The 12,543-nt window shown below is 59.9% G+C and carries 13 protein-coding genes; 11 read left to right on the top strand and 2 right to left on the bottom strand.

The features are described from left to right. Nucleotides 1–29 precede the first annotated feature (29 nt). The gene (locus C9E91_RS10395) at nt 30–881 is read left to right on the top strand and encodes an AraC family transcriptional regulator (RefSeq protein WP_107108215.1); all 852 of its coding nucleotides are present in this window, start codon (nt 30–32) and stop codon (nt 879–881) included. Nucleotides 882–927: 46 nt separating this feature from the next. Here C9E91_RS10395 and C9E91_RS10390 read toward each other — a convergent pair whose 3' ends face one another. Continuing rightward, on the bottom strand, nt 928–1,554 hold the full coding sequence (locus C9E91_RS10390) for a glutathione S-transferase family protein (RefSeq protein WP_107108528.1): 627 nt from the start codon (nt 1,552–1,554) through the stop codon (nt 928–930). Nucleotides 1,555–1,676: 122 nt separating this feature from the next. Further along, nucleotides 1,677–2,891 carry an NADP-dependent isocitrate dehydrogenase gene (locus C9E91_RS10385; RefSeq protein WP_107108214.1) on the bottom strand — a complete coding sequence of 405 codons (1,215 nt, stop codon included), beginning with the start codon at nt 2,889–2,891 and terminating at the stop codon, nt 1,677–1,679. A 235-nt stretch (nt 2,892–3,126) separates the two neighbouring features. Between C9E91_RS10385 and C9E91_RS10380 the strand changes: the two genes are divergently transcribed. The 10 genes from C9E91_RS10380 (at nt 3,127) to C9E91_RS10335 (ending at nt 12,476) form a co-directional block, all read left to right on the top strand. Beyond that, entirely contained in the window at nt 3,127–3,714 is a 588-nt protein-coding gene (locus C9E91_RS10380) for a hypothetical protein (protein WP_107108213.1), read from the top strand. A gap of 169 nt (nt 3,715–3,883) precedes the next feature. Further along, nucleotides 3,884–4,726, top strand: coding sequence for an RNA methyltransferase (locus C9E91_RS10375; RefSeq protein ID WP_107108212.1), 843 nt, complete (start codon nt 3,884–3,886; stop codon nt 4,724–4,726). Beyond that, nucleotides 4,707–5,507, top strand: a complete 801-nt coding sequence (gene murI / locus C9E91_RS10370; RefSeq protein WP_107108211.1) for a glutamate racemase — start codon at nt 4,707–4,709, stop codon at nt 5,505–5,507. The genes C9E91_RS10375 and murI overlap by 20 nt, the downstream gene beginning before the upstream one ends. A 2-nt stretch (nt 5,508–5,509) precedes the next feature. Further along, nucleotides 5,510–5,974 (top strand): GNAT family N-acetyltransferase, encoded by a 465-nt coding sequence (locus C9E91_RS10365; protein ID WP_107108527.1) that lies wholly within the window; start codon nt 5,510–5,512, stop codon nt 5,972–5,974. Nucleotides 5,975–6,062: 88 nt separating this feature from the next. Beyond that, entirely contained in the window at nt 6,063–7,208 is a 1,146-nt protein-coding gene (locus C9E91_RS10360) for an alpha-hydroxy acid oxidase (RefSeq protein ID WP_107108210.1), read from the top strand. A gap of 128 nt (nt 7,209–7,336) precedes the next feature. Further along, nucleotides 7,337–8,854 carry a helicase HerA domain-containing protein gene (locus C9E91_RS10355; RefSeq protein ID WP_107108209.1) on the top strand — a complete coding sequence of 506 codons (1,518 nt, stop codon included), beginning with the start codon at nt 7,337–7,339 and terminating at the stop codon, nt 8,852–8,854. Nucleotides 8,855–9,087: 233 nt separating this feature from the next. Next, nucleotides 9,088–9,705: a 30S ribosomal protein S4 gene (gene rpsD, locus C9E91_RS10350; RefSeq protein ID WP_107108208.1), complete on the top strand. Its 618-nt coding sequence runs from the start codon at nt 9,088–9,090 to the stop codon at nt 9,703–9,705. 70 nt (nt 9,706–9,775) lie between these two features. Beyond that, nucleotides 9,776–10,705, top strand: coding sequence for a glutaminase (locus tag C9E91_RS10345; protein WP_107108207.1), 930 nt, complete (start codon nt 9,776–9,778; stop codon nt 10,703–10,705). A 60-nt stretch (nt 10,706–10,765) separates the two neighbouring features. Continuing rightward, on the top strand, nt 10,766–11,641 hold the full coding sequence (gene ttcA / locus C9E91_RS10340; RefSeq protein ID WP_107108206.1) for a tRNA 2-thiocytidine(32) synthetase TtcA: 876 nt from the start codon (nt 10,766–10,768) through the stop codon (nt 11,639–11,641). Nucleotides 11,642–11,714: 73 nt separating this feature from the next. Further along, on the top strand, nt 11,715–12,476 hold the full coding sequence (locus C9E91_RS10335) for a Fic family protein (protein ID WP_107108205.1): 762 nt from the start codon (nt 11,715–11,717) through the stop codon (nt 12,474–12,476). Nucleotides 12,477–12,543 lie beyond the last annotated feature (67 nt).

Genomic DNA, 12,543 nt, shown 5'->3' with positions numbered 1-12,543 from the left:
GAGGCCGATCGATTTGCAAGAGGTTTGACATGAACGGCGAAACGGCATGGGCGCTTTATGAAACCCGTCTGAGGCGGGTTTCGGCCTATATCCATGAGCATCTGGATGAGGAGCTCGATATGGAAAAGCTTGCCGAGATCGCCTGCATGTCCAGCTATCATTGGCACAGGATCTATCGGGCGATCTATGGCGAGACGGCGGCTGCCACCGTCAAGCGGCTGCGGCTGCATCGTGCCGCCGGCGATCTCGTCAACACCTGTCTATCCGTCAACGACATTGCAAAGCGGTCGGGCTATCCCAACCTCCAATCGTTCAACCGCATCTTCAAATCCGTCTACGGCATGCCGCCGGCGCGATATCGGAATGAGGGAAGCCACACGATCTTCGAACCCAGTACCCAAGGAAGGATCACGGTTATGTTCGATGTTACGCTTCGCGCCATTTCTCCGATGTCACTGATCGGTGTCGCCCATCGCGGCTCCTATATGCAGATCGGTCAGGCTTTCGAAACACTCTTCGGCACCATCTATGCCCGCGGCCTTGGCAAGCCGGATATGCGCATGATCGGTGTCTATCTGGACGATCCCGATGTTGTGGATGTAGACAAGCTGCGCTCCTATGCCTGCGTCAACGCGGTCGACGAGGTTGCCGCCGATGCGCCGCTGGAGCGGCGAACAATCGATGGCGGCGAATATGCTGTGCTACGGCACAAGGGGCCATATTCCGATATGTACAAGGCCTATCAATGGCTCTATGCGGAATGGCTGCCTGCTTCCGGCCGGCAACTGCGCGATGCCGTGATGTTCGAGGAATATCTCAACAATCCTCGCGACGTGCCGCCGACGGAATTGCTGACGGAAATTCACATGCCGCTGCAATAGCAGCATGATATCTCACTTGATATTTTAGCTATAACTGATTGTCTTATCAGGGGTTCGGTTGCTTTGGCATCGCGGCGTTGTCCAGTTCGTTGCCGCGGCGGTAGGCGTCGCGGTCGCTGACGCGGCCCCAATAATCGATGAAAGCCTGACGCTTCTCTATGGTGCCGAAATTCAGGCCCCAGCCGACATGCGAACCGACATAGACGTCGGCGGCCGTGAAACGGTCGCCGGCGATGAACGGCGAGACGCTGACGGCCTGTTCCAGAGTGTCGAAGACATGGGCCAGACTGCCGCAGCCGGCCATGCGCAGGCGTTCCGGAGGGATTTCGAATCCCAGCGCGCGGTTGGTCACCGCCATCTCCATTGGGCCGGCGGCAAAGAACATCCAGCGGAAATAGCGGCCGCGTTCGGCTGCCGTCGGCGCAAGACCGACCTGCGGAAAGGTCTCGGCCAGGTACGCGCAGATGGCGGCGCATTCGGTGACGATGATGTCGCCATGCTTGACGGCCGGCACCTTGCCCATGGGATTGACCGAGAGATAGCCTGGCGCCTTCATCGTCGTACCGAAGTCGAGATATTCGGTGCGGTAGGGCTGGCCGATCTCTTCCAGCATCCAGCGGGCGATGCGCCCGCGCGACATCGGGTTGGTGTAGAAAACGAGTTCCTCGGTCATATGCTCCTCCTCATCAATCTTGCGATATTTTTGCCACCAGCCAAGCTTGACGGCAAGATTTTCCGGCAAAAGAAAACCCGGCGCTGAGGCCGGGTTTCCTGGAAGCTTGATGGTGCCGAGGCTTAAGCGGCCATGGCCTTCTTGAGGTTTTCGTCGATCTTGTCGAGGAAAGCGGTGGTGGAAAGCCACGGCTGGTCGGGGCCGATCAGCAGCGCCAGGTCCTTGGTCATGTAGCCGGCTTCGACGGTATCGACGCAGACCTTTTCGAGCGTCGAAGCGAACTTGGCGAGTTCGGCATTGTCGTCGAGCTTGGCGCGATGCGCGAGACCGCGGGTCCAGGCGAAGATCGAGGCGATCGAGTTCGTCGAGGTTTCCTGGCCCTTCTGGTGCTGGCGGTAGTGACGGGTCACCGTGCCGTGTGCGGCTTCGGCTTCGACCGTCTTGCCGTCCGGCGTCAGGAGAACCGAGGTCATCAGGCCGAGCGAGCCGAAGCCCTGGGCAACCGTGTCGGACTGGACGTCGCCGTCGTAGTTCTTGCAGGCCCAGACGTAGCCGCCGGACCACTTCAAGGCGGAGGCAACCATGTCGTCGATCAGGCGATGCTCGTAGGTGATGCCGGCTTCGTCGAACTGAGCCTTGAACTCGTTCTGGTAGACTTCTTCGAAGATATCCTTGAAGCGGCCGTCATAGGCCTTGAGGATGGTGTTCTTGGTCGACAGGTAGACCGGCCATTTGCGCATCAGGCCGTACATCATCGAGGCGCGGGCGAATTCGCGGATCGATTCGTCGAGGTTGTACATGGCCATGGCAACGCCGGCGCCCGGAGCGTTGAAGACTTCCTTCTCGATGACCGAGCCGTCTTCGCCGACGAACTTGATGGTCAGCTTGCCCTTGCCGGGGAATTTGAAGTCGGTGGCGCGATACTGGTCACCGAAAGCGTGACGGCCGACGACGATCGGCTGCGTCCAGCCCGGAACCAGGCGCGGAACGTTCTTGCAGATGATCGGCTCACGGAAGATGACGCCGCCGAGGATGTTGCGGATCGTGCCGTTCGGGCTCTTCCACATTTCCTTGAGGTTGAATTCCTTCACGCGGGCTTCATCCGGCGTGATCGTGGCGCACTTGATGCCGACGCCGTACTTCTTGATGGCGTTGGCGGCGTCGACGGTCACCTGGTCGTTGGTGGCGTCGCGGTTTTCGACCGAGAGGTCATAATAGTCGATATCGATATCGAGGTAGGGGAAGATCAGTTTTTCTTTGATAAGCTGCCAGATGATGCGAGTCATTTCGTCGCCATCGAGATCGGCAACTGGGTTTGCGACCTTGATCTTCTTCATGCTTCTGCCTCGTTTAAGCTGATGGGGACCGGATGTCCCAGTGAGTGATATGAAGTCCCGAGGGCTATAGCACCGCAAGTCCGGAACGCAAAGCCGATAGAGGCGCTGAAACGGCGTTTTTGCCGATCACGCCCACTTCATCGCGATGCATGCTTTTCAGGTCCGGGCCATTGCCAAAGTGCTGGATGCGACTAATGTCGCGCGAACGCTTCGCCGATCATCACGGATTTTTATCATGCAAAAAATTGCCGCTGCCGCGCTTCTCGCCGTCTTCCTTCCGCTCTCGCTAGGCGCCAATTCGGCCGCGGCAGCCGACGCGATGACGCCGGTCAAGACGGTGATGGATGCGACCGTGTCCAATTGGGCAGGTGGTGACAGCGACTGGCAGGATATTTTCGACGAGAGCAAGCTGAAGGATCTCTATAGCAAGGATTTCATTGCGAAATACCAGGCGGCGGCACAGTTCCCCGCTGCCGATGAAGACGGTATTTCGCCCTTCGATTATGATGTCATCGTCGGCGGACAGGATGCATGCCCATTGCAGGAGCTGAACATTGCCCCGCAACCGCCGAAAGGCGACACGACGGAGGTGATCGCCACCTTCAAGAAATCCGTCTGTATGGGCACCGAAGCTGACTACCAGAAAACGACCACCGTGCGCTTCGAAGTCATTAAGGAGGCTGGAAAGCCCGTCATCGATGACATCATCACGGTCGATGATGCCGGCCAAACCAATTCGCTGAAGTCGGTCATGCAGGACATCGTCAAGCAGCAGCAACAGCAGCCGACGGATCAGACGCCACAGCAGGACCAGCCGCAATGATCAGCTTATCGCCGGCGGGGCCTTATCTCGCCGGACGATAGCGGCATTGCCGACTACAGCCACGGCCCAATCGGTGCCGATAACCGACTTCTCCCTTGCCGATTGAGGCTCGCGCCGCTATTCCGGCCCTTGTTTGAGCGGTATGCTTACCGCCTGGGGATTTGAGTTCATGGCAGGTACCAATAGCGAGCGTCAACTTCTAGCCGAAGGGCCGGCCATTATTCTGGTCGAGCCGCAGATGGGCGAGAATATCGGCATGGTGGCCCGCGCCATGGCAAATTTCGGCCTGGCGGAATTGCGCCTCGTCAATCCGCGCGACGGCTGGCCGAATGAGAGGGCGCAGGCGACCGCCTCCAAGGCCGATCACATCATCGAGGCGACCAAAGTCTACGACACGCTGGAGCAGGCGATCGCCGATCTCAATTTCGTCTACGCCACGACCGCGCGTGAACGCGATGGCTATAAGCCCGTGCGCTCTCCGGTCGCCGCCGCCGAAACGCTGCGGGCGAGATTTTCAGCCGGCGAGGGCACCGGCATTCTCTTCGGCCGCGAGCGCTGGGGGCTGACCAACGAAGAAGTGGCGCTTGCCGACGAGATCGTGACCTTTCCCGTCAACCCCGCTTTCGCCTCGCTGAACATCGCACAAGCGGTGCTGCTGATGTCCTATGAGTGGATGAAATCCGGCATGGAGGATCTGGGAGCCGTGCCCTTCCAGGCGGTGGGACAGCGGCCTTCCACCAAGGAGCAGCTCTTCGGCCTGTTCGATCAACTCGAAGAAGCATTGGATGCGCGCAACTATTTCCATCCTGCCGGGAAAAAGCCGAAAATGGTCGACAATCTGCGCGCAGTCCTCTCGCGCCGGGCGTTTACGGAACAGGAAATCAGCGTCCTGCGCGGTGTGATCTCGTCCCTCGACCGCTTCTCGCGCAAATCTCCGCGCGGCAGCGGCTCGCACCCCCGATCCTCTGCTGCGCCCAAGGAAACCACAAGCGATGACAGCAACGGCGAATGAGCTGAAACCCATTCTAATCTTCGATTCGGGCATCGGCGGGCTGACCGTGCTGCGGGAAGCCCGTGTGCTGATGCCGGAGCGTGGTTTCATCTATGTCGCCGACGATGCCGGCTTTCCCTACGGCGGCTGGGAAGAACAGGCCTTGCGGGAGCGCATCGTCAGCCTCTTCGCCAAGCTACTCACGGACCACGATCCCGAAATCTGCATTATCGCCTGCAACACGGCCTTCACGCTCGCGGGCGCCGATCTGCGCGCCGCCTTTCCGCAGATGACCTTTGTGGGCACCGTGCCGGCGATTAAACCGGCTGCAGAGCGCACGCGCTCGGGGCTGGTTTCGGTATTGGCGACGCCGGGCACTGTCAAACGGGCCTACACGCGCGATCTCATCCAGTCCTTTGCGACCCAATGCCATGTCCGTCTGGTCGGTTCCGAGAATCTGGCGCGCATGGCCGAAGCCTATATTCGTGGCGATGCCGTCTCGGATGATGCCGTTCGCTCCGAAATCGACCAGTGTTTCGTCGAGAAGGAAGGGCGGAAGACCGATATCGTCGTGCTCGCCTGTACGCACTATCCCTTCATGGCCAATATCTTCCGCCGGCTGGCGCCCTGGCCGGTCGATTGGCTCGATCCTGCCGAAGCGATCGCACGCCGTGCCCGCAGCCTGGTGCAGCAGGTGGCCGATGCCGTGCATCCAGACAATTTCGATTTTGCCGTCTTCACCTCCGGTGCGCCGGATTTCCCCACCCGCCGGCTGATGCAGGGTTTTGGGCTCAAGGCTTGATGATGACTGACAAGGTTTCGTTGCGTAAACTCGATCTCGCGGACATGCCGGCGGCTGCGGCCGTCCACCGCGCTTCCTTCAACGAGCGGCTGCCGACGCTTGCCGGACTTCACACGCCGGAAGAGGATGTCGGCTTCTGGAGGGCGGTGGTCTTCAAGGATTGCCAAATCTGGGGTGCGGAAGAGGGTGGCCGCCTCGTCGGCGTCATCGCCTTTCTCGAGGATTGGATCGACCAGCTTTATGTTCTGCCCGAGGCGCAGGGACGTGGCATCGGCAGCCGCCTGCTCGATATCGCAAAATCGACCTATCCAGTTCTATCGCTCTGGACATTCAAGAGAAATGAGCCTTCACGCCGCTTTTACGAGAAACACGGCTTCTTCGCAGTTGACGAGTCTGACGGGGCAGGCAATGAGGAAAAGGAGCCGGATGTGCTTTACAAGTGGGAAGCACGCTTGCACCGGATGTAATTCACGATCGGACTGAGCGGCGGACTATTGGGAGGTCGATATTTGATGTCTTTTGAGAATGATTGCAGTGTCGTTGTCGAGGCAAGCCATGCGTCTGCGTGATTGCCACAACTTCCATGATTTTCGCCTTCTCGCGAAAAAGCGTCTTCCCGGCCCGATCTTCAACTATATCGACGGCGCAGCCGACGACGAAGTGACGCTGCGGCGAAATACGTCGAGCTTCGAAAGCTGCGATCTCGTTCCCAACGTCCTGCGCGGCGTCAGCGAGATCGACATGTCTGTCACCGTCATGGGACAAAAGCTCGCTACCCCCTTCTATTGCTCGCCGACGGCGTTGCAGCGGCTGTTCCATCATGAGGGCGAGAATGCGGTTGCAGCCGCAGCCTCTTCGCTCGGCACAATGTTCGGCGTTTCGTCGCTCGGCACCGTCAGCCTCGAAGAAATCCGCAAGAAGTATCCGGGGCCCCAGGTTTACCAGTTCTATTTCCACAGGGATCGCGGGCTGAACCGCGCGATGATGGAGCGCGCGAAGGATGCCGGCGTCAACGTAATGATGCTGACGGTCGACAGCATTACCGGCGGCAATCGCGAGCGTGATCTTCGCACCGGATTCTCCATTCCGTTCAAGCTCAATCTGGCTGGTGTCACCCAGTTCGCCATCAAGCCTGCCTGGGCGCTGAACTATCTCACGCACGAGAAATTCCGCCTGCCACAGCTCGAGGAGCATGTGGACATGAGCGGCGGCGCCATGTCGATCGGCAAGTATTTCACCGAGATGCTTGATCCGTCGATGAACTGGAACGATGTCGCCGAAATGGTGAAGCACTGGAACGGGCAGTTCTGCCTGAAGGGCATCATGTCGGTGGAGGACGCCAAGCGTGCGGTCGATATCGGATGCACGGGCATCGTGCTTTCGAACCATGGCGGCCGGCAATTGGACGGCTCGCGCTCCGCCTTCGACCAACTAGCGGAGATCGCCGATGCCGTCGGTGACCGCATCGATGTGATGATGGATGGCGGCATCCAACGCGGCACGCATGTCCTGAAGGCCCTGTCGCTCGGCGCAAAGGCTGTCGGTATCGGCCGCTTCTATCTCTATCCGCTGGCCGCTGCCGGTCAGGCGGGTGTGGAGCGCGCGCTACGGCATTTGCGCACCGAGATCGAGCGCGACATGAAGCTGATGGGATGCACCTCGGTCAGCGAGCTGTCGCGGGCCAATATTCGGTTCCGCTGATATCAGCAATCGCCTGTGGGTTTTTTCAATCCACGGGCGCGAAGCCTGGAAATCTTTGATAGACGGAGGTGCCCCGTTTCTGAAAGATGGGCGCCTTCACATCTGAGTCTTGTCAAAGGGGTAGTGCATTGCAGGTCGGCATCGACATGGGAACGGCGTCCGGCGGGACCAGCGCCCAACTCGATATCGAGGAACTGCTGGCAACGCGTCTCCTCGTGCAGGGCAATTCCGGTTCCGGAAAATCGCATCTGTTGCGGCGTCTGCTGGAGCAATCGGCGCAATGGGTGCAGCAGGTCATCATCGATCCCGAGGGGGATTTCGTCACGCTGGCTGACAAGTTCGGCCATCTGGTGGTGGATGGCGAGCGCACCGAGGCTGAACTTGCCGGGATCGCCAACCGCATCCGCCAGCATCGCGTCTCCTGCGTTCTGACGCTGGAAGGGCTCGACATCGAGCAACAGATGCGTGCCGCCGCCGCCTTCTTGAACGGCATGTTCGATGCCGATCGCGAATATTGGTATCCAGTGCTCGTCGTCGTCGACGAGGCGCAGATGTTTGCCCCCTCGGTCGGCGGCGACGTCTCGGAAGATGCGCGCAAGATGTCGCTGGGCGCCATGACCAACCTGATGTGCCGCGGCCGCAAGCGCGGACTGGCCGGCGTCATCGCCACACAACGCCTCGCCAAGCTTGCCAAGAACGTTGCGGCCGAGGCCTCGAATTTCCTGATGGGCCGCACCTTTCTGGATATCGACATGGCCCGTGCGGCCGACCTGCTCGGCATGGACCGACGACAGGCGGAAATGTTCCGCGACCTGAAGCGGGGCAATTTCGTAGCGCTCGGTCCGGCGCTGTCGCGTCGGCCGCTGCCAATCACCATCGGCACGGTCGAAACCTCGGCGCGCTCCTCTAGCCCCAAGCTGATGCCGTTGCCGGACGCGCCGCAGGATGTGGAGGATTTGATCTTCACGCCGGATCCGGAGGAATTCTCACGGCCGGCCATTCGCCGCGCCACGCCGGCACCGCGTCCGACGACGGATATTCTGGCGGAGCTCTCGCGCTCAGCGCCTGCTGCCAGTGCTGCGCCGGCTGAACCGAAGGTGAGCCAGCCGGAATTGTCGGCTGAGGACCGCGAGGCGAGGGTGAGTGCCGTACTCTCCGAAATCCTCGATGATCCAGCCTCGGCCTTCCGCACCGATTCAGTGCTCTATCAGGAATTCCTTGTCCGGCTGCGTATGCGTCGCGTGCCGGGTGTGCCGATATCGCTGCCGGAGTTTCGCCGCCGCGTTGCCATCGTACGCTCTGGTGCCGATGAGGCGACGATGGCGACTGACGCCTGGGCGACAGCTCTGTCGCTCTCCTCCGGTGTCACCGACGATCTCCAGGGCGTCTTCCTGCTGCTTGCCAAGGCGGCCGTTTGTGGCGAGCCATGCCCCTCCGACGCCCGCATAGCCCGTGCCTACGGCACCCACTCGGCCCGTCGCGCCCGGCGCCTGCTCAGCTATTTCGAAGAACAGGGCAGCGTCGTCGTCCACACGGATTTTTCCGGCAAGCGCATCGTCGCATTCCCGGACATCGGCTGCCAGACTACGCCGGGTGACGCCAATGCGCCCGACGTCCATGGCGGGGAGCAGGCGGCGGCGGAATAACTGTCGTATTCTCCGCAAAGCGCGTTTGGCGCTGTTGACATTTTCATGACGACCCCTTAGAGACCGCGCCAACGCCGGGCAGAAATGTCCGGTGTTTCATTTGACATGTCCCGTGGTTTCGTCCGTTCGCTAACGTGAGAAACCTGTCAGAGCTCGCAAAAGGGGTTCAGAGGAGGGCGTGTTTCCTTCGCGGTTCGGCAACGGGCCGCTACAACACTTTGAAAGGAAATGCGATGAGCAAGCGCGAATCGTCCAAATACAAAATTGACCGCCGTATGGGCGAAAACATCTGGGGCCGTCCGAAGTCTCCGGTCAACCGCCGCGAATACGGCCCGGGCCAGCACGGCCAGCGCCGCAAGGGCAAGCTCTCCGACTTCGGCGTGCAGCTCCGCGCAAAGCAGAAGCTGAAGGGCTACTACGGCGACCTGCGTGAAAAGCAGTTCCGTGCCATCTTCGATGAAGCTAACCGCCGCAAGGGCGACACTTCGGAAAACCTGATCGGCCTGCTCGAATCGCGCCTCGACGCGATCGTCTACCGCGCCAAGTTCGTTCCGACCGTTTTCGCTGCCCGTCAGTTCGTCAACCATGGCCACGTCACGGTGAACGGCGTTCGCGTCAACATCGGTTCTTACCGCTGCAAGGCCGGCGACGTTATCGAAGTTCGCGAAAAGTCGAAGCAGCTCGTGACCGTTCTGGAAGCTGTTAGCCTCGCTGAGCGTGACGTTCCGGACTACGTCGAAGCCGACCACAATAAGATGGTTGCGACCTTCGCTCGCGTTCCGGCCCTCGGCGATGTACCGTATCCGGTCGTCATGGAACCGCATCTGGTCGTCGAATTCTATTCGCGTTAATAGGCGGATATCTTCTTACGAATGCAAAAGCCGCTCTTTTCGAGCGGCTTTTTTGTCTTTGGAGCGGCCGATGAGCGATTTGCAGGCAATTCTCGACAGCATCCATGCGGAGCTTTTGCCGCGCCTCGGCGAAGGCAAGGTCGCCGACTATATTCCGGAGCTCGCCAAGGTCGATCCGAACCAGTTCGGAATGGCGATCGCGACGGTGGACGGCAATGTCCGCAGCATCGGCGACGCCGATATTCCCTTTTCCATTCAGAGCATTTCCAAGGTCTTCATGCTGACCTTGGCGCTTGGCAAGGTGGGTGAAAGCCTATGGAAGCGCGTCGGGCGCGAACCTTCCGGTACGGCCTTCAATTCTATCGTCCAGCTTGAGCGGGAGGAGGGAATTCCGCGCAATCCCTTCATCAATGCCGGTGCGATCGCCGTCAGCGATATCGTGCTCTCCGGCCATGCGCCACGGGAGGCGATCGGTGAGTTGTTGCGCTTCGTGCGCTACGTCGCCGACGACGAGTCGATCACCATTGACGATAAGGTGGCGCGCTCGGAGACGCAGACCGGTTACCGTAACGTCGCGCTCGCCAATTTCATGCGCGCCTATGGCAATCTCGATCATCCTGTGGAGCACGTACTCGGCGTCTATTTCCATCAATGCGCTCTGTCGATGAGTTGCGAGCAACTGGCCAAGGCGGGCCTTTATCTCGCGGCTCGCGGCACCAATCCGATCACCGGCCATTCCGTCGTATCGCCGAAGAGGGCGCGACGCATCAATGCGCTGATGCTGACATGCGGCCATTATGACGGCTCCGGCGATTTCGCCTATCATGTCGGCTTGCCCGGCAAGAGCGGCGTCGGTGGCGGCATTCTCGCGGTGGCGCCGGGTATCGGTTCGATCGCGGTCTGGTCGCCGGGGCTGAACAAGGTCGGCAATTCGCAGCTTGGTGCGGTGGCGCTGGAAATGCTCGCCGCACGTACCGGATGGTCGGTCTTCGGTGATTGATATGGTGTCTTCCCGCCTTGCTTTCTGGTATCAGCGTGGCGAAGCCCGAGGTATGACAAGATGAATATCGCAACGACGGTAGCGGACGAGCTCGATATCGAAGCCGAGGATGGCCATGGTGCCGTCCATCCGCTGTTTGCCGACGCGCCGCGGTCGGTCTCCTTCAATAAGCTGCGCAAGCGCCTGCTGCGTCAGGTGCGTCAGGCGCTCGAAGATTTCCAGATGCTGAAGGGCCAGAAGCGTTGGCTCGTCGGTCTGTCCGGCGGTAAGGATTCCTATGGGTTGCTGTCTATCCTGCTCGATCTCAAATGGCGCGGCCTGCTGCCGGTCGAGTTGATCGCCTGCAATCTCGATCAGGGGCAGCCGAATTTCCCGAAGCATATACTGCCGGAGTATCTGACGAAGATCGGTGTCGAACACCGGATCGAATATCGCGACACCTATTCGATCGTGAAGGAAAAGGTGCCGGAGGGCGCCACCTATTGCTCACTCTGTTCGCGCCTGCGCCGCGGCAATCTTTATCGCATCGCCCGTGAAGAGGGCTGTGACGCCCTGGTGCTCGGTCATCATCGTGAGGATATCCTCGAAACCTTCTTCATGAATTTCTTCCACGGCGGTCGGCTGGCCTCGATGCCGGCGAAGCTCTTGAACGACGAGGGCGACCTGATGGTGCTGCGTCCGCTCGCCTATGCCGCCGAAGACGATCTCGCCAAGTTTGCCGCCGCCATGCAGTTTCCGATCATCCCCTGCGATCTCTGCGGTTCGCAGGACGGTCTGCAGCGCAATGCGATGAAGGACATGCTGGCCGATATCGAACGTAGCATGCCCGGCCGCAAGGATACGATGCTGCGGGCGCTGGCGCATGTGAACCCGTCGCATCTGCTGGACCCCAAGCTGTTTGATTTTGCTGCGCTGATGACTGCGAAGCCGGAATAGATAAGGCGATGGTTCTCGGCGCTTTTTCCGTCTAACCTACAATCGGATCGTCGAAATTCGAAAGCAGTCCGTCATGACGCCGTCCCAAGACGCGGAGCAACTTCTCGCCAAAAAGCATGAGCTTGATCAACTCAAGCGAAACATGGTCGTGGGCGGGTTGGACGGTCTGGAACATGCGCAGCGGATCGACATTACGTACACATCGAACGCGATCGAAGGAAACACCCTGACTGCGGGCGAGACGGCTCTGGTCATTGAAAAGGGCATCACCGTCGGCGGAAAGCCGCTCAAGGACCATCTGGAGGCCATCGACCACGCGCGGGCATTGGATTGGGTGGTCGAGATTTCCGCCGACGGCAGCGGACCGATCACGGAGGCGGACATACGCAATCTCCACCATTTGGTGGTCGCCCAATCAAAGCCCGAGATCGCCGGCCGCTATGCGGATCGTGCCCGTTACGTCAACACGGATGCTGGTGCGCATCATTTTCCGTCACCGACCGAAGTTGTGGCATTGATGGGTGATTTCTGCCGCTGGCTCGGACATGCGGAGAATTCGCCGGAAACAGCGTTCAGAGCACATCGGCAATTGGTCCGCATCCATCCTTTTAACGACGGCAACGGGCGTACCGCCCGGCTGCTGATGAATTTGGTGCTGCTTAGAGCCGGATTTCCGCCTATAGCCATCCGACCCGAAGATCGCCCTGCCTACATTGCCGCTCTGGAAGAGGAGCAACGTGGCGGTGGACACGAAGCCTTTGATAACATGATGTATCGGCGGCTGGGTCAGACCTTGGATCTTTATATAGACGCAGCACGGCAGGCGCGGGCTTAGGCAGTCGCTAAAAGCTGAGCTTTTGCCACATCGGCGTCATCGAATCGGGCATAAGAGGGGCTCCCTC

It is taken from the genome of Rhizobium sp. SEMIA4064 (assembly GCF_003025035.1).
GTDB lineage: Bacteria > Pseudomonadota > Alphaproteobacteria > Rhizobiales > Rhizobiaceae > Rhizobium > Rhizobium paranaense.
Note: the sequence above shows the minus strand (reverse complement) of the source record. Positions and strands in the feature narration are given on the sequence as shown.